General features: G+C 45.8%; 17 protein-coding genes and 1 other annotated feature. All 17 genes read left to right on the top strand.

The annotated features are described in order from the left end of the window. Window positions 1-16 precede the first annotated feature (16 nt). Entirely contained in the window at window positions 17-493 is a 477-nt protein-coding gene (locus tag EIZ58_RS17430) for a CtsR family transcriptional regulator (RefSeq protein ID WP_134702169.1), read from the top strand. Then, window positions 490-1011 (top strand): protein-arginine kinase activator protein McsA, encoded by a 522-nt coding sequence (gene mcsA / locus EIZ58_RS17425; protein ID WP_134702168.1) that lies wholly within the window; start codon window positions 490-492, stop codon window positions 1009-1011. Before EIZ58_RS17430 ends, mcsA begins: the two co-directional genes overlap by 4 nt. A gap of 20 nt (window positions 1012-1031) precedes the next feature. After that, the gene (gene mcsB, locus EIZ58_RS17420) at window positions 1032-2108 is read left to right on the top strand and encodes a protein-arginine kinase McsB (RefSeq protein WP_134702167.1); all 1077 of its coding nucleotides are present in this window, start codon (window positions 1032-1034) and stop codon (window positions 2106-2108) included. 30 nt (window positions 2109-2138) lie between these two features. Continuing rightward, the gene (clpC, locus tag EIZ58_RS17415) at window positions 2139-4583 is read left to right on the top strand and encodes an ATP-dependent protease ATP-binding subunit ClpC (RefSeq protein ID WP_134702166.1); all 2445 of its coding nucleotides are present in this window, start codon (window positions 2139-2141) and stop codon (window positions 4581-4583) included. A gap of 162 nt (window positions 4584-4745) precedes the next feature. Continuing rightward, a complete protein-coding gene (radA, locus tag EIZ58_RS17410; protein WP_134702165.1) occupies window positions 4746-6110 on the top strand; it encodes a DNA repair protein RadA in 1365 nt (454 codons plus the stop codon). A 3-nt stretch (window positions 6111-6113) separates the two neighbouring features. Then, a complete protein-coding gene (disA, locus tag EIZ58_RS17405) occupies window positions 6114-7193 on the top strand; it encodes a DNA integrity scanning diadenylate cyclase DisA (protein ID WP_134702164.1) in 1080 nt (359 codons plus the stop codon). 68 nt (window positions 7194-7261) lie between these two features. After that, entirely contained in the window at window positions 7262-8002 is a 741-nt protein-coding gene (gene pssA / locus EIZ58_RS17400; RefSeq protein WP_134702163.1) for a CDP-diacylglycerol--serine O-phosphatidyltransferase, read from the top strand. A 127-nt stretch (window positions 8003-8129) separates the two neighbouring features. Beyond that, window positions 8130-9218, top strand: a complete 1089-nt coding sequence (locus EIZ58_RS17395; RefSeq protein ID WP_134702162.1) for a PIN/TRAM domain-containing protein — start codon at window positions 8130-8132, stop codon at window positions 9216-9218. Between the two features lie 10 nt (window positions 9219-9228). Beyond that, window positions 9229-9909 (top strand): 2-C-methyl-D-erythritol 4-phosphate cytidylyltransferase, encoded by a 681-nt coding sequence (ispD, locus tag EIZ58_RS17390; RefSeq protein ID WP_134702161.1) that lies wholly within the window; start codon window positions 9229-9231, stop codon window positions 9907-9909. A gap of 2 nt (window positions 9910-9911) precedes the next feature. Then, the gene (gene ispF / locus EIZ58_RS17385) at window positions 9912-10388 is read left to right on the top strand and encodes a 2-C-methyl-D-erythritol 2,4-cyclodiphosphate synthase (RefSeq protein ID WP_134702160.1); all 477 of its coding nucleotides are present in this window, start codon (window positions 9912-9914) and stop codon (window positions 10386-10388) included. Window positions 10389-10455: 67 nt separating this feature from the next. Then, window positions 10456-11913: a glutamate--tRNA ligase gene (gene gltX, locus EIZ58_RS17380; RefSeq protein ID WP_134702159.1), complete on the top strand. Its 1458-nt coding sequence runs from the start codon at window positions 10456-10458 to the stop codon at window positions 11911-11913. Between the two features lie 4 nt (window positions 11914-11917). Next, window positions 11918-12147: a binding site (T-box leader), on the top strand. Window positions 12148-12217: 70 nt separating this feature from the next. Next, window positions 12218-12883, top strand: a complete 666-nt coding sequence (cysE, locus tag EIZ58_RS17375) for a serine O-acetyltransferase (protein ID WP_134702158.1) — start codon at window positions 12218-12220, stop codon at window positions 12881-12883. Continuing rightward, on the top strand, window positions 12864-14258 hold the full coding sequence (gene cysS / locus EIZ58_RS17370) for a cysteine--tRNA ligase (RefSeq protein ID WP_134702157.1): 1395 nt from the start codon (window positions 12864-12866) through the stop codon (window positions 14256-14258). Before cysE ends, cysS begins: the two co-directional genes overlap by 20 nt. 1 nt (window position 14259) lies before the next feature. Then, window positions 14260-14679 (top strand): Mini-ribonuclease 3, encoded by a 420-nt coding sequence (locus EIZ58_RS17365; protein WP_134702156.1) that lies wholly within the window; start codon window positions 14260-14262, stop codon window positions 14677-14679. Next, window positions 14672-15424 (top strand): 23S rRNA (guanosine(2251)-2'-O)-methyltransferase RlmB, encoded by a 753-nt coding sequence (rlmB, locus tag EIZ58_RS17360; RefSeq protein WP_134702155.1) that lies wholly within the window; start codon window positions 14672-14674, stop codon window positions 15422-15424. The genes EIZ58_RS17365 and rlmB overlap by 8 nt, the downstream gene beginning before the upstream one ends. A gap of 15 nt (window positions 15425-15439) precedes the next feature. Continuing rightward, on the top strand, window positions 15440-15946 hold the full coding sequence (locus EIZ58_RS17355) for an NYN domain-containing protein (protein ID WP_134702154.1): 507 nt from the start codon (window positions 15440-15442) through the stop codon (window positions 15944-15946). 128 nt (window positions 15947-16074) lie between these two features. Then, window positions 16075-16734, top strand: coding sequence for an RNA polymerase sporulation sigma factor SigH (gene sigH / locus EIZ58_RS17350; protein ID WP_134702153.1), 660 nt, complete (start codon window positions 16075-16077; stop codon window positions 16732-16734). Window positions 16735-17034 lie beyond the last annotated feature (300 nt).

The raw sequence follows: 17034 nt of genomic DNA, 5'->3' as shown, positions 1-17034 counted from the left end.
GTGAGGGGGTGGATATGTGCGAAATATCTCTGACATCATTGAGCAGCACCTCAAATCCATCTTACAGCAAAGTCGGAGCGGTACCATTGAAATTCAGCGCAGTGAACTCGCCGATCGTTTTCAGTGCGTCCCCTCCCAGATCAACTATGTCATCAGTACAAGGTTTTCTGCAGAGAAGGGGTATGTGGTTGAGAGCAAGCGCGGAGGCGGAGGGTATATCCGTATCCGGAAGATTGAAATTTCAGGAAGCAAGAACTTGTATCATCTTCTTATGGAGATGATTGGCGAAACCATCAGCCAATCCACCGCAGAAAACATCCTAGCGCGTTTGGAGGAAGATGGGTTTATATCCCTGAGGGAGGCACTCATCATGAAAGCCGCCATTTCTCGAGATGTACTATCCTTTGAGTTTCATATTCGGGACCAGATTCGAGCGGCGATCATGCGGGCGATGATTACTCAGATTTTTATGCATGGAGGAGATTCGTCATGATTTGTCAAGAATGCAAGCAGCGTCCAGCGACACTACACTTTACGAAGATCCTGAACGGAGAAAAAACCGAGTTCCATCTCTGTGAGGTTTGCGCCTCGGAGAAAGGGGAAATGTTCCCTGGTTCGCCAGGCAATTTTTCACTCCATCACCTTCTTTCCGGTTTAATTAATTTTGAGCCAGGGAATGGGGGAGTGGGCGGAGTGGCACAGGAGAAGCCGCTGCGATGCGAGACCTGTGGCCTAAGCTATTCCCAATTCAGTAAAAGTGGAAGATTTGGCTGTGAAGATTGCTATACGCATTTTGCCAGCCGATTAGACCCTATTTTTCGACGAATTCATGGCAGTATGGAACATAGCGGAAAAGTTCCTCATCGATCAGGAGGAAAAATCAAGATCAATAAGGAAATTAATGAGTTAAAGGTACTGCTTCAGCAAAAGATCGCAGCAGAAGAATTTGAGCAGGCAGCGGCTATTCGGGACCAGATCAAGCAACTCGAAAAGCAGCTTGCTAATTCCTAAGGGTAAGGGGGTATGCATCTATGTCTTTGCAGCGATTCCTTGAAAAAGCCGTAAGTGAATGGATGAGTGGAGAAGGTCCAGACTCTGACATTGTGATTAGCAGCCGGGTTCGCCTCGCAAGAAATTTGCGTGACCATCCCTTTCCGATGCTAGCTACCGAAAGCCAAGCCAAGGAAGTGATTGAACAAGTTTCTGCCGTGATGAATCAGGAGGACTTTCAGGCCATCGACCAGTTCGAGAAGCTGAATTTAGATGAAGTCTCGGGCCTCGAAAAAAGAGTCCTGGTAGAAAAGCATCTGATCAGTCCTCACCTTGCCAATGAATCAAGGCATGGTGCCGTTATCTTAAGCAACAATGAAGCCGTCAGCATTATGGTCAATGAAGAGGATCATCTTCGCATCCAATGTTTATTCCCGGGATTTCAGCTGAAGCAAGCATGGGGAATAGCGAACCAGATTGATGATGTGTTTGAAAACTATCTGGATTTTGCCTTTGACGAGCGGAGAGGATACCTCACCAGTTGTCCAACGAATGTCGGAACGGGAATAAGAGCGTCGGTGATGATGCACCTACCCGCTCTTGTGTTGACCCAACAGATCAACCGAATCCTGAATGCCATCGGCCAGATCGGGCTTGTTGTAAGAGGCATTTATGGTGAAGGCAGTGAAGCTGCAGGAAATCTGTTTCAGATTTCTAACCAGATCACCCTCGGACATTCCGAGGAAGAGATTATTGATAATCTTTATAACGTTGCCAAGCAGATCATTGATCATGAACGCTCAGCAAGAAGAACCTTAATTGAACACAACAAGATTGGGATGGAGGATAAGCTCTGCCGATCCTATGGCATATTATCCAACGCCCGCATCATAGAGTCCAAGGAAGCGGCAACGCGGCTGTCTGATCTGCGTCTAGCGATTGACACGGGGCTAATTGAGGGGATCTCGGCTCATGTCATTAATGAGCTAATGGTACTCATCCAACCCGGCTTTCTCCAGATGTATTCTGGCAAGGATCTTACGCCTGAACAGCGGGATGTAAGAAGAGCCAATCTCATTAGAGAAAGACTATCGTCTGTATTAGAAGAGGGGAAATAAGCAACATTCAGAAGAGGGAGGGTATATACCATGATGTTCGGACGATTTACGGAGAGGGCACAAAAAGTTTTAGCTTTAGCACAAGAGGAAGCAGTACGTTTAGGTCATAAGAACATTGGAACAGAGCATATCCTATTAGGCTTAATTCGTGAAGGAGAAGGCATTGCGGCTAAGGCGCTGCAGGCTCTAGGCTTAGGCTTGGATAAGATCCAAGGGGAAGTAGAGACGCTTATCGGCCGTGGGGGAGAACACCCAAGCAACATCAATTATACCCCTCGAGCCAAGAAAGTCATCGAGCTCTCCATGGACGAAGCAAGAAAGCTCGGTCATACCTATGTGGGCACTGAACATATTCTGTTAGGCCTGATCCGTGAAGGAGAAGGTGTGGCGGCAAGAGTCTTGAACAACCTTGGAGTCAGTTTAAATAAAGCAAGACAACAGGTTCTTCAATTATTGGGCAGCAATGAGGCGTTATCCTCTAGCAATCAAGGAACAGGCAATGCCGCAGTCAATACGCCGACATTGGATAGTTTAGCCCGCGATCTTACCGCACAAGCCCGTGATGGAGGATTAGATCCTGTTATTGGAAGAGAAAAGGAAATTGAACGGGTGATTCAGGTATTGAGCCGACGCACCAAGAATAACCCTGTCCTCATTGGAGAGCCGGGTGTAGGGAAGACCGCCATTGCGGAAGGATTAGCGCAAAAAATTGTACACAATGAGATCCCGGAGACGCTTCGCAACAAGCGAGTGATGACGCTGGATATGGGAACTGTAGTTGCGGGAACCAAGTATCGAGGCGAATTTGAAGATCGTCTAAAGAAGATTATGGACGAAATTCGCCAAGCCGGAAACATCATTCTCTTCATTGACGAGCTTCATACCCTTATTGGAGCGGGCGGTGCGGAAGGTGCCATTGATGCCTCCAATATTTTAAAGCCATCTTTGGCCCGTGGAGAGCTGCAATGTATTGGCGCTACTACGCTAGATGAATACCGTAAATACATTGAGAAGGATGCTGCACTTGAGCGCCGTTTCCAGCCGATTCAAGTCAATGAGCCAAGCGCAGACGAAGCGATCTTAATTCTAAAGGGCTTAAGAGATCGTTATGAAGCGCATCACCGTGTGAAAATCACAGATGAGTCTATCGAAGCAGCTGTAAGATTGTCTGATCGGTATATCTCGGATCGTTTCCTGCCGGATAAGGCGATTGACCTTATCGACGAAGCTGCATCTAAGGTGCGCTTACAGTCCTTTACTGTTCCGCCAAACCTAAAAGAATTGGAACAGCGCTTAGAAGAAGTGCGTAAAGAAAAGGATTCGGCCGTACAGAGCCAAGAGTTCGAAAAAGCAGCTTCTCTTCGGGATAAGGAGCAAAAGCTTCGCGAAGAGCTTGATCAAACGAAGGCACAGTGGCAAGAAAAGCAAGGACAGTCCGATTATGAGGTGACGCCGGAAGATATTGCTCAGGTAGTCGCTGGGTGGACTGGAATTCCGGTGATCAAGCTGAAGGAAGAAGAAACCGAAAGACTCCTGAATATGGAGAAAATCCTTCATAAGCGTGTTATCGGGCAAGCGGATGCCGTTCAATCCATCTCTCGCGCTATTCGCCGCGCTCGCGCAGGACTCAAAGATCCTAAGCGTCCGATCGGATCCTTTATTTTCCTAGGGCCAACAGGGGTCGGTAAAACGGAGCTTGCCCGCGCTTTAGCGGAAGTCATGTTCGGGGATGAGGATGCAATTATCCGTATCGATATGTCCGAGTACATGGAGAAGCACTCTACTTCCCGCCTGGTTGGGGCCCCTCCGGGATATGTAGGCTTCGAAGAGGGTGGCCAGCTCACGGAAAAAGTAAGACGCAAGCCTTACTCTGTCGTCCTTCTTGACGAAATCGAAAAAGCTCACCCCGATGTTTTCAATATCCTTCTTCAAGTGCTGGAAGATGGAAGACTAACGGATTCGAAGGGAAGAACAGTGGATTTCCGCAATACGGTCATTATTATGACCTCTAACGTCGGGGCGGAGACGATCAAGAAAGGAAAGAGCCTTGGCTTTACTCCGGCAAACAATGATCGCGAGTATACGGATATGAAAGACCGCGTAATGGATGAGTTGAAGCGTACATTCCGTCCGGAATTCTTAAACCGTATCGACGAACTGATTGTGTTCCATTCCCTAGAGCAAGAGCATATTTCGCAAATTGCTACGCTCATGGCGGGACAGCTTCGTAAGAGACTTAAGGAGCAAGATATTGATTTCGTCTTAACTGATGACGCTAAGGCGTATCTGGCGAAGGAAGGCTTTGATCCTACCTTTGGAGCTCGACCTCTTCGCCGAGCGATTCAGCGTCATATCGAAGACCGTTTATCTGAGGAATTGCTATTAGGAAATATCCAAAAAGGCGATACGGTGATTATCGACTTTAAGGAAGGCAAATTGACGGTCGATCGGGATGAAACAACAGTAGTAAGTTAATATTTGTCACACAGGTGACCCAGAAGGCTTCCAAGGCTTTCTGGGCACCTTTTTTGTTTCACTACATGCATAAACGGCCTGCGGTGGAAGGATTTTCAACACGTAATATCGAAAAGGTATAAGTTATACTGAAAAGAAATAAAGTTTTGGAGCGTATAGGAAATGGCCAAATATAAGACGAAGTTTGTTTGTCAGCAATGCGCTTACGAAACCCCGAAGTGGTTGGGAAAGTGCCCAGGGTGCGAGAGCTGGAACACGCTAGTAGAGGAAATAGAAGAACAAAAGAAAAATGCCACGCATCGGACAGGAACCCTAAGAGATAATGCAGCCCTGTCTATCAAAGCAATCCGTAGTGAACAAGAGCCCCGTCTGCATGCGGGTATGGCTGAATTAAACCGTGTGTTGGGAGGCGGGATTGTTCCTGGCTCGTTAATTTTGGTAGGAGGAGACCCCGGGATCGGGAAATCCACAATACTTTTACAAATGTCTCATTTTCTAGCACAGGCTCAGCATAAAGTTCTATATATATCCGGTGAAGAATCAACGAAGCAAACGAAGCTCAGAGCCGAGCGTCTGGGAGCGGACAGTGACTTGCTTTTTGTGCTTTCTGAAACCGACCTGGAACGAATCGAGCTTCAAGTGGATGAAGTTGGGCCCAGAGTGGTGGTCATTGACTCCATCCAAACCATCTATCATCCAGGCATTACATCGGCTCCGGGCAGTGTATCCCAAGTGCGGGAGTGTACCTCCCATCTGATGCGCCTAGCGAAGTCAAAAGAGATTGCGATCGTCATTGTTGGGCATGTAACCAAGCAGGGAGATCTTGCCGGGCCTAGAATGCTAGAGCATATGGTGGATTCCGTGTTGTATTTTGAAGGAGAGAGACATAACACGTATCGTATCCTACGCTCTGTCAAAAACCGGTTTGGCTCTACTCATGAGATCGGCATCTTTGAAATGGTGGAATCGGGCTTAAAGGAGGTCTCGAATCCCTCGGAGCTTTTCTTGTCTGAACGAAGCCATGCAGCAGGCTCCGCGGTAGTAGCAAGCATGGAAGGGACTCGCCCTGTTCTCGTTGAACTGCAGGCGCTTGTCACGCCCACAAGCTTTCCTTCGCCGCGAAGAATGGCCACAGGAGTGGACTACAATCGGGTCGCACTCATCATGGCTGTCTTAGAGAAAAGGGTGGGGATGCTGCTTCAAAATCAAGATGCTTATGTCAATGTAGCCGGGGGAATCCGTTTGGATGAACCAGCAATTGACCTAGCGATTGCCGTAAGCTTGGCTTCTTCGTTTCGCGATCTGCCGACCCAGCCCGATGCGTGTATCATTGGAGAGGTGGGCTTAACCGGAGAAGTTCGAGGAGTCTCCCGTATGGAACAACGAGTAAAGGAAGCAGCTAAGCTAGGTTTTAAAAAAGTGATTATCCCAGAAAAAAATACAGCTGGCTGGCAACCTCCAGCAGGGATCGAAATTATTCCTGTACGCACCGTTGAAGAAACATTGAGGGAAGCTATAGGGAGGTAACACATGGGAGGAGAAACCAAAAGTGAGCAATTCATGAGTCAGGTGCTGCGTTTTGTAGCACCGGGCACAAAATTCCGGGAAGGACTCGAGAACGTGCTTCGTGCGAAGACGGGGGCGCTGATCGTGGTGGGGTATGGCCAAAGTGTGACGAATCTGGTGGATGGAGGATTCTCGATTAATTGCGAGTTTACTCCTGCCCATTTATACGAACTGGCCAAAATGGATGGTGCGATTATCCTCAGCGAGGATGGAAAAAAGATCTTATACGCAAATACCCAACTCATTCCCGATTCATCCATCTCTTCTGGAGAAACCGGCATTCGCCATCGCACGGCAGAGCGGGTAGCCAAGCAGACCGGCCACCTCGTGATCTCCATATCACAAAGAAGGAATGTCATTACACTTTATCAGGGCAACTTCCGATATGCCTTAAAGGATATGGGGGTCATTTTGACCAAAGCTAATCAAGCCATGCAAACCTTAGAAAAGTACAAATCCGTTCTGGATCAATCCATGACGAATCTAGGCGCCCTTGAGTTTGAAGAGCTGGTGACCTTGCAGGAAGTCGTGATGGTCATTCAACGAATTGAGATGGTATTACGGATTAAATCTGAGATCTTAAAATATATTAATGAGCTGGGAGTGGAAGGAAGGCTCATTAGCATGCAGTTAGAGGAATTGGTTGGCAATATCGAAGAAGAAGCGGGTTTGCTGATTAAGGATTATACCAAGTCGGTGGAGAAAAACATATCGGATGTAATATTACTAGAATTGAAGAAGCTTTCATCAGATGAGCTGCTTGAATCCCAGCATATTGTTCGTTTGATGGGATATGCCACGAATATTAATATTCAAGAAGAGCCAGTCTCACCTAGAGGGTACCGTATTCTAAGCAAGATTCCTCGACTCCCTGCCGCCATTGTCCAGAATCTCATTGAAAAATTCATGAACCTACCGGAGATCATGATGGCTACTATAGAAGAGCTTGATGAGGTCGAAGGGATCGGAGAAGTTAGGGCGAGAGCCATCCGGGAAGGGTTAAAGAGAATTCAAGAGCAAGTGTTTATTGATCGTCATATCTAAAAAAGTGAAACCCTTTACCCTATTTTTTCGTATAACAGCAGTAGGGAGAGAGACTGGAGGCTGGACTTATGATTAAATCAATACCTAATATATTAACGGTCGGAAACTTGTTTCTTGGCATTGTTGCTATTCTTTTGGCCTTCCAACCTGATTACAAATATGTAGACTATGCCGCCATTATGGTGATTATAGGGATGCTATTAGACGGTTTGGATGGAAGAATGGCAAGATTATTGAACGCTCAAAGCGAATTTGGAAAAGAGCTGGATTCCTTATCCGATGTGATCACCTTTGGGGTCGCACCCGCCTTTATCATGTATGTTGCGGCTTTTCAGGAGATGGGTATGATGGCGGTATTTATCGTAGCTATTTTCCCCATCTGTGGAGCGCTGCGGCTAGCCCGCTTTAACGTCCAAACGGGAGGAAGTCCTGGGTATTTTGTAGGATTACCCATTACAGCCGCAGGTGGAGTCCTGGCGACACTTGCCCTTTATAACAACTTATTCTCCCCTGTTTATTTATCAGTTGCCATGCTCTTGCTATCCTATCTAATGATTAGTAAGATTAAATACCCGAATTTTAAAAAGGTAGGGATACCGAAGTCAGCGTATTGGATCGCACCTATACTCATCATTGTAGTGGCCGTACTAGGGTTTATGTATCCTAAGGAATTCCCAAAGATCGTATCCATCCCTCTATTCTTATATGCTCTATATGGAATGAAAAAAGGGATCGATCATCTCAGAAAAAAATGGCGAAAGACGAAAACGGATGAAGACGACAAAGTCTATCATGATTCCTCCTTATAGTTCATTGACAGGAATATCCAGGTCATAGTATCCTGGTAAGACTCAAAAATAGAAAATCAATGTTTTCGTAAGAAAGTTTGGTTTTTATTCTAAATAATTGTCAATAATGTAGAAAGGAGGTGAAAAGATGGTAAGAAGGTTAATCCAATTAGTTTTGACGCTCATAGGAGGCGGGCTTGGCTTTCGCTTTGGCGCTAATTTATTTGAACTCCTCGATCCATTTTTGAATGTGGGTGGGGTAGCAGGACCCTATATTGGGGCTGTAGTAGGAGCGCTATTGTTCTTTCTTCTTTCTGCATGGTGGGCTGATTATATCTTGCGGTCCATTCGCTGGGGAGAAGAGGCCTTGATGAAGTTGCCGATTACGGATGTTCTATTCGGTGCAATGGGTCTTATTATTGGTCTTATCGTAGCATTCTTATTCTTTATTCCACTTAGTTATATTCCTCTTCCGATTATCGGGGACTTTTTGCCTTTAATCATTTCTTGTTTGCTTGGGTATATGGGTTTCCAAGTAGGGTTTCGTAAAAGAGATGAATTAATGAACGTTTTTTCGATTGGGCGCTTCTCTAAGAATAAGAAAGAAGAACAGGCAAAGGCGAAGAATGACGATCTCAAAATATTGGATACGAGTGTTATTATCGATGGTCGTATTGCCGATATTTGCAAGACGGGGTTTATTGAAGGGACTCTGGTCATTCCACAGTTTGTTTTGGAAGAGCTGCAGCATATTGCAGACTCCTCTGATGTTCTTAAGCGCAACAGAGGCAGACGAGGATTGGATATCTTAAACCGAATTCAAAAAGAGCTCAAGGTAAATGTGGCCATTGATGAGCGAGATTTTGATGATATACACGAGGTAGACAGCAAGCTGGTTCGATTAGCTAAGATTACGCTAGGGAAAGTTGTGACCAATGACTTTAACTTAAATAAAGTCTGTGAGCTTCAGGGCGTAACGGTTTTGAATATTAATGATCTGGCCAATGCGGTCAAGCCAGTGGTTTTGCCAGGTGAAGAAATGAATGTGCAGTTAATTAAGGATGGTAAAGAACATGGGCAAGGCGTGGCGTATCTGGATGATGGCACGATGATTGTTGTAGAAGGTGGTCGTGATTACATCGGGATGCATATTGATGTCTTAGTTACCAGCGTGTTGCAGACTTCAGCTGGACGGATGATCTTTGCCAAGCCAAAGATGCTCGAAAAAGCGCTATAAGGGAGAAGTCATGGATCGTTTTGGAGTAGTGATAGCAGCAGCAGGTCAAGGGAAAAGAATGGGTACCGATGAAAAAAAGCAGTTTATCGAATTAGAAGGTAAGCCGGTCTTATATCATACCGTTCATTTATTCTCCCAGATGCAAGCGATGGAAGAGATTGTGATCGTAACCAATCAGGATGATATTCGTCGTACGGAAACCCTCCTTAAGGAATTTCCAAACGTAAAAGTCGTGGCTGGTGGTGCCGAGAGGCAAAATAGCGTATTTTTCGGGTTGCAGGCGCTGCAGAACGTAGAATATGCGATGATCCATGATGCTGCAAGACCCTTTGCTACGCCAGAGATGGTTCGAAGAGTTATGATAAAGACGATAGAAACAGGAGCTGCGATTCCAGCCGTTCCTGTTAAAGATACAATCAAAGTAGTGGATGAGAACAGGAATGTGATCAATACTCCGTCTCGCCAAAGCTTGTGGGCTGTGCAAACCCCACAAGCTTTTCGTCTTTCTGATATTCTCTACGTACATCGGTTGGCAGAGGAGCAAGGTTTCTTAGGAACAGACGATGCCATGCTGTTTGAGTGGCAAGGGAAAACCGTAGCTATTGTGGATGGGGACTATACCAATATTAAGCTTACGACGCCTGAGGATTTAAAGATGGCGGAAACGATAATGGGGAAGAAAAGGAGATAATCATGTTTCGTATTGGACAAGGATTTGATGTACATCAGTTTGCAGAAAACCGGGAATTAATTATTGGTGGAATCACCATTCCTTATGAGAAAGGATTGTTAGGACATTCGGACGCGGATGTCCTGCTACATGCCATTAGTGATGCTGTATTAGGTGCCCTCGGGGAAGGGGACATAGGCAAGCATTTTCCCGATACGGATCAAGCCTATAAAGATGCAGACAGTAAAGTGCTCCTGCAGCAAGTTGTCCGCCTCATGAAGGAAAAGAACTATCAAGTGATGAATATCGATTGCACCATTATTGCCCAAAAGCCGAAAATGGCACCCTACATACCAGAAATGAATCAACTTATTGCTGGATTGCTTGAAGTGGAAGTCGGTCAAGTGAACGTAAAAGCAACCACCACAGAGAAGCTTGGCTTTACGGGACGTGGGGAAGGAATTGCGGCTCAGGCCGTGGTGCTGTTAAACACAAAGTAAGAGGCAGACATAAAAAGATATGCTATAATGCTATCCAAGTAGGTTTTATAGGAGGGTTTTAAGAACTATGACAAAGGAAATTCGCGTACGGTTTGCCCCAAGTCCAACTGGGCATTTACATATTGGAGGCGCTAGATCGGCTCTTTTTAATTATCTATTTGCCCGCAATCAGGGAGGCAAGTTCATTATCCGAATTGAGGATACGGATCAGCAGCGCAATGTAGAAAGCGCGGAAGAAAAGCTCATGGCCAGCATGCGTTGGCTGGGAGTAGAGTGGGATGAAAGCGTTGATGTGGGAGGTCCGCACGCGCCTTATCGTTCGATGGATCGACTAGATATCTATACGAAGTATATTGCTCAGCTTCTTGAAGAAGGCAAGGCTTATTACTGTTACTGTACGCCAGAGGAATTAGAGAAAGAGCGAGAAGAGATGAAAGCTCGCGGGGACATGCCGATGTATTCTGGGCGATGCCGCAATCTGACTCCCGAACAGAGAGAACAATTTGAAAAAGAAGGTAGAAAGCCGTCCGTTCGCTTCCGTGTTCAGGAAAACAAAGAATATACCGTGAAGGATCATGTGCGCGGAGATGTCACCTTTGAATCCAACGGCATCGGTGATTTTGTTATTGCTCGTCCAGATGGAATTCCAACTTATAACTTTGCAGTAACCGTGGATGATTACCTCATGGAGATCACACAGGTGATTCGAGGGGAAGAGCATTTATCGAATACCCCACGTCAGCTGATGATCTACGAAGCGTTAGGGGTAGAACCGCCGGAATTTGCTCACGTAGCCTTGATTCTGAATCAAGATAGACAGAAGATGAGCAAGCGGGACGAAACCGTGGTGCAGTTTGTTGAACAATACCGTGATCTTGGTTACCTTCCGGAAGCTCTGATGAATTTCCTTGTTCTGTTAGGTTGGTCTCCAGAAGGGGAGGAAGAGATCTTTACCAAAGAGCAGCTGATCGAAAAGTTCTCTTTAACCCGTGTGTCTAAATCGCCATCTGTTTTTGATCCAGAAAAGCTGAAGTGGATGAACAACCATTATATTAAGCAACAGCCGCTAGAAAGAGTAGTGGGGCTATGCTTGCCGCACTTGCAAGCAGCGGGGTTAATCGCCCAGGAGCCAACGCCGGAGCAGCTGGATTGGACAAGCCGGCTAGTTGCCCTTTACCAAGAACAATTGGCGTATGGGGCCGAAATTGTAGAACTGACTTCTATTTTTTATAAAAATGAGATAGAATACGGAGAAGAGGCTCGTGCGGTGTTAGCTGAAGAGCAAGTGCCTGTCGTATTGCAAGCCTTCTACAATGAGATCGAAGTGCTAGATCACTTTAACGCTGAAGGGATCAAGCAGGCTCTGAAGACGGTGCAGAAGTCTACGGGTCACAAGGGTAAGGCCTTATTCATGCCTGTTCGTGTAGCTGCAACAGGAGAGCTTCATGGCCGAGACTTGAATGACACATTAGCGCTGTTAGGAAAAGATAAGGTAACCCAACGCTTACGGGCTCACATACAATAGAACATCATAGACGTGGAACAGGAAGAGTACATGGATTCTTGCGTGCTACAGAGAGAGTTGCCTAGGCTGAGAGCAACTTTGCATCGGGATCTATGGAAGTGCGCCTGGGAGTCGTTAGCTGAAATCTGAGGAGAGTAGGCTATGCCGGTATCACCTACCGTTATCAAGGTTCAAGGCGAGATCCTACTTAGAGGGGTCTAAGCAGAGTGGAACCGCGGATATACCGTCTCTGAAGCGTAAGCTTTAGGGGCGGTTTTTTTATGTTTTATGCAAAGAAAATGGAAATGAAGGGAGTGTCATGCTCATGTTCAACAGATTAAAAGAAGATATTGAAACCGTATTTCAACAAGATCCTGCGGCTCGAAGCGCGTTGGAAGTTGTTTTAACCTATTCCGGACTACACGCTATTTGGTTTCACCGCATGAGTCATTCCCTGTGGAAGAAAAAATGGTTTACCCTTGCTCGTACGGTATCCCAGATCGCTCGCTTCTTTACGGGGATTGAGATTCACCCGGGAGCTGTGATCGGCAGAAGATTATTTATTGATCACGGCATGGGAGTTGTAATTGGGGAAACCTGTGAGATCGGAGATAATGTAACGATTTATCAAGGAGTGACCCTAGGGGGGACGGGGAAGGAAAAAGGCAAGCGACATCCAACCATCGGAAACAATGTGATTATTGCCTCAGGGGCTAAGGTATTAGGGTCCATGAGGATTGGCGATTATTCTAAGATCGGGGCAGGTTCTGTTGTACTCCAAGAGGTCCCGCCCAATTCTACGGTGGTAGGTATTCCGGGGAGAATTGTAGTACAGAATGGAATTCGAGTAACGGAGGACTTAGATCAAGTGAACCTTCCCGATCCAGTGGCGGATATGCTGCGGTCGATGCAAAGAGAAATTGACGATCTAAAGAAGGAGCTCGAGCGAGTCAAAGGAGGTTTAAAATCCAATGAGCATACAATTATATAATTCATTATCGAAGAAAAAAGAAATGTTTGAACCAATGGAGCCGGGAAAGGTGAAAATGTATGTTTGCGGACCCACGGTTTATAACTATATCCACATCGGGAATGCCCGGCCTGCTATTGTATTTGATGTGATTCGCAATTACTTAACTTATCGTGGATATGAAGTTACCTTTATTCAGAATTTCACGGATGTGGATGATAAGTTGATACGTAAAGCGGAAGAAACGGGGCAGACGGTTCTTGAGGTGGCAGACCAATTTATTGCTGCTTTTCAAGAGGATGTCCAGGCGTTGGGGGTCAAGAAAGCGCATATTCACCCACGTGTGTCGGATCATATCGAAGAAATTATCGAATTTGTGCAACAGCTGATTGCTAAGGGATATGCCTATGAATCAGGCGGAGATGTTTATTTCCGTACGGAAAAGTTTAAGCAATACGGCAAACTATCTCATCAGAATATCGAAGAACTTCAATCAGGAGCTCGCATTGCCATTAATGAACAAAAGGATAATCCATTGGATTTTGCTCTATGGAAAAGTGCGAAGCCTGGAGAGATATCTTGGCCTAGTCCATGGGGAGAAGGAAGGCCGGGTTGGCATATCGAATGCTCGGCCATGAGCATGAAGTACCTAGGTGAGAGCTTCGATATCCATGGAGGCGGTCATGATCTGATCTTCCCTCATCATGAGAATGAGATTGCTCAGACGGAATGCTTGACTGGAAAGCCGATGGCGAAATATTGGATGCATAACGGGTATATTAATATAGACAATGAAAAGATGTCTAAGTCTTTAGGGAACTTTGTGTTAGTTAAAGATCTTCGACAGCAGGTCGCTCCGCATATCATTCGATTCTTTATGCTTAGCGCTCATTACCGGAATCCGATTAATTTCAACGAGGAACTGCTCGATCAAGCGAAAAACGGTTGGGACCGTATTGTTACGGCAGTAAGCAATCTCCAGCACCGTAAGCAAGCAGCAACAGCGGAAGGTCATGAAGAAGCGGCCAAACAAGAACAATATCGAAAAAAGTTCCAAGAAGCAATGGATCATGACTTTAATACGGCTGATGCCATTGCCATTGTGTTCGAATGGGTCCGGGAGTCGAATCAGTATCTCCGACAGGGAAAAGTATCACCGGAAGGCATTCAGGTATACTTAGATTTACTGCACGAGTTTGGCGAGGTGTTAGGCCTGCCGTTTGTGGAGGATAGCCAGGACTTATTGGATGAGCAAGTAGATGCCTTGATTGTGGAACGAACAGAAGCAAGGAAGAACCGCAATTTTGCCAGAGCAGATGAGATACGCGATCTTCTACTGGAGCAAGGCATTATTTTAGAAGATACGCCACAGGGCATAAGGTGGAGAAGGAAGTAACATGATGTTATTGCCCGGGAGTTTAAAATCAGACCCGAAACTGTTAAATCCATTGACCTTAGCTTATATGGGGGATGCGGTATTAGAGGTGTACGTCCGTCAGCACTTAATTGCGAAGAAGGCGGCGAAGCCGCATCTTCTTCACAAGCTAGCTACTCGCTATGTATCCGCTAAAGCACAATCTGGCGCCCTCATGCGGCTGCAAGAGGAGTTAACGGAAGATGAACAATGGATGGTCAAAAGAGGAAGAAATACAAAATCAGGAACCATCCCTAAAAATGCGGACATTATGGAATATCGAAACAGCTCGGGCTTTGAATGTTTACTTGGTTATCTTTACTTGATTGGCAATCAAGAAAGATTAGAGAGCATCATTGCCATGATGTTTACAATAATCGAAGAAGGTGATAGGCGTGAGTGAAGAATATATTGTAGGAAGGAATCCAGTGCTTGAGGTTCTGCGCTCTGGCCGCTCAGTCAATAAGATATGGATTGCAGAAGGCTCGATGAAGGGGCCGATTACACAGGTCATGGGAATGGCTAAGGAAGCGAAAATCCAAGTGCAGACTGTACCCAAAAAAAAGCTGGATCAAGTAGCGGAAGGGGAAGCTCACCAAGGAGTAGTCGCTTTTGTTGCTGCTTATGATTATGCGGAAGTAGATGATATTCTCAGGCACGCAGAGGAGAAAGGGGAGCCGCCCTTTGTCTTAATTTTGGACGAAATTGAAGATCCGCATAATTTAGGCTCCATCCTTCGAACGGCGGATGCTATAGGGGCTCATGGCGTGATTATTCCCAAACGCAGAGCAGTCGGTCTGACTTCAACTGTTGCCAAGTCAGCAGCAGGGGCCATGGAGTATGTTCCTGTAGCTAGAGTGACTAACTTGGTTCGGACGATGGAGGAGTTAAAGGAAAAAGGAGTCTGGATGGTAGGGACGGATGCTTCCGCAGAGCAGGATTTTAGGCAAGGGCGCTATGATATGCCAATAGGACTGGTCATTGGCAGTGAAGGAAAAGGGATGAGTCGACTGGTGAAAGAAACCTGTGACTTTACCGTGAAACTGCCCATGGTCGGGCATGTGACCTCGTTGAATGCCTCGGTTGCAGCAGCGCTGCTGATGTTTGAAGTACATAGACAACGACAACCAATTGGCGTGTCAAAGTGATGGGATTGTGAGGGAATGGAAGAGCTCCTAATTGTCGACGGGTACAATATGATCGGTGCCTGGCCGAAGCTTGCGGCAATGAAAAAGAACGAGCTGGGCCGTGCAAGGGATGAGCTGCTTACCATCCTTTCCGAGTATCAGGCCTATGCGGGCTACAAAATTGTTGTCGTGTTCGATGCTCACCAGGTTCCGGGAATGGGGAAAAAGATCAACCAGTATAAGATAGATATATACTACACCAAGGAAAATGAGACAGCGGATGAAGTGGTGGAACGCTTGGTGAAGAAGGAAGCTTCTAGAAAACGCCGAGTGACAGTCGCCACTTCGGACTATACGGAGCAAAGAATGTCTTTTGGTTATGGGGCGCTTCGTAAGTCCGCGCGCGAGTTGTTAGAGGATATTGAAAAAGCCAAAAAATCCATTAGTAAGAAAGTAGATCAGATTAAGTATGAGCCACTTCGGACAGGTCTTCCCTTAAAAGGGGAAATCGCGGATCTTTTTGAAAAGTGGAGAAGACAATAAGCTGCCATCATTTCCCGATGATTGACGTTCCAAGGTTACATAATGTATAATAATTTCAACTGTTCCTCTCCGATTTTATCATAGATCTGACGTAGGAGGGGCATGTCGGGAGCCCAGGGGGAATAGTAGTGAACCTAGATCTTAAAGAAATAGATATACCTGCTGAATACGATTACATATCGGATGAAGATCTGGTCGAGATGGTAAGAGAGGGTAATTCTAATGCGCTTGAATACCTTATTCATAAGTATAAGAATTTTGTCCGTGCCAAGGCAAGATCTTATTTCTTGATCGGGGCTGATCGAGAGGATATCGTACAAGAGGGAATGATAGGGTTATTTAAGGCTATTCGCGATTATCGCGGGGACAAGCTCACTTCTTTTAAGGCTTTTGCCGAGTTGTGCATCACCAGGCAGATTATTACAGCCATCAAGACGGCCACTAGGCAGAAGCATATCCCACTTAACTCCTATGTTTCGCTAGATAAGCCTATTTACGATGAGGATTCGGACCGAACGCTTCTCGATGTCATATGCGGTACACGAGTAACCGACCCGGAAGAACTGATTATTAACCAGGAAAAGTTCGACGATATTGAAGATAAGATGGCTCAGATTCTTAGTGATCTGGAGCGCCAGGTGCTAGCTCTTTACCTAGATGGCCGATCATATCAGGAGATTGCGGTGGATCTTGACCGCCATGTGAAGTCGATTGATAATGCATTGCAAAGAGTCAAGCGGAAGCTTGAAAAATATCTGGAAATTAGGGAAATTTCGCTTCTTAAATAAAGTCTCACTAGCTTATCGGTCGAGTCTGACCTAAGTTTAGTAGAGGCTTTTTGTATTTGTGAGCAGGAAACATTGATTATTGTACCAAAATCGGTTAATAATGGAGGGTATGATCGTGATTTCCCCAAAATCCATGGAAAACCTTGTGTCAAGATATAAAATGTATTTTTCTTGACATGAATATTCCGAGTGTGCTAAAGTTTTTAGGGTAGCTGTGCAAGTAGCTGGTTTTACCTGTTAGGATATATCGTTTAACCGTTTAATACCCTTAACGGGTAAGATTTATAATGTGGGAGGTGT

This window comes from Ammoniphilus sp. YIM 78166, from assembly GCF_004522215.1.
Lineage (GTDB): Bacteria > Bacillota > Bacilli > Aneurinibacillales > RAOX-1 > YIM-78166.
Note: the sequence above shows the minus strand (reverse complement) of the source record. Positions and strands in the feature narration are given on the sequence as shown.

Coding starts and splice junctions, on each gene's coding strand:
- mcsA (WP_134702168.1), top strand. CDS start 490: ATGATTTGTCAAGAATGCAAGCAGCGTCCAGCGACACTACACTTTACG.
- mcsB (WP_134702167.1), top strand. CDS start 1,032: ATGTCTTTGCAGCGATTCCTTGAAAAAGCCGTAAGTGAATGGATGAGT.
- clpC (WP_134702166.1), top strand. CDS start 2,139: ATGATGTTCGGACGATTTACGGAGAGGGCACAAAAAGTTTTAGCTTTA.
- radA (WP_134702165.1), top strand. CDS start 4,746: ATGGCCAAATATAAGACGAAGTTTGTTTGTCAGCAATGCGCTTACGAA.
- disA (WP_134702164.1), top strand. CDS start 6,114: ATGGGAGGAGAAACCAAAAGTGAGCAATTCATGAGTCAGGTGCTGCGT.
- pssA (WP_134702163.1), top strand. CDS start 7,262: ATGATTAAATCAATACCTAATATATTAACGGTCGGAAACTTGTTTCTT.
- EIZ58_RS17395 (WP_134702162.1), top strand. CDS start 8,130: ATGGTAAGAAGGTTAATCCAATTAGTTTTGACGCTCATAGGAGGCGGG.
- ispD (WP_134702161.1), top strand. CDS start 9,229: ATGGATCGTTTTGGAGTAGTGATAGCAGCAGCAGGTCAAGGGAAAAGA.
- ispF (WP_134702160.1), top strand. CDS start 9,912: ATGTTTCGTATTGGACAAGGATTTGATGTACATCAGTTTGCAGAAAAC.
- gltX (WP_134702159.1), top strand. CDS start 10,456: ATGACAAAGGAAATTCGCGTACGGTTTGCCCCAAGTCCAACTGGGCAT.
- cysE (WP_134702158.1), top strand. CDS start 12,218: ATGTTCAACAGATTAAAAGAAGATATTGAAACCGTATTTCAACAAGAT.
- cysS (WP_134702157.1), top strand. CDS start 12,864: ATGAGCATACAATTATATAATTCATTATCGAAGAAAAAAGAAATGTTT.
- EIZ58_RS17365 (WP_134702156.1), top strand. CDS start 14,260: ATGATGTTATTGCCCGGGAGTTTAAAATCAGACCCGAAACTGTTAAAT.
- EIZ58_RS17355 (WP_134702154.1), top strand. CDS start 15,440: ATGGAAGAGCTCCTAATTGTCGACGGGTACAATATGATCGGTGCCTGG.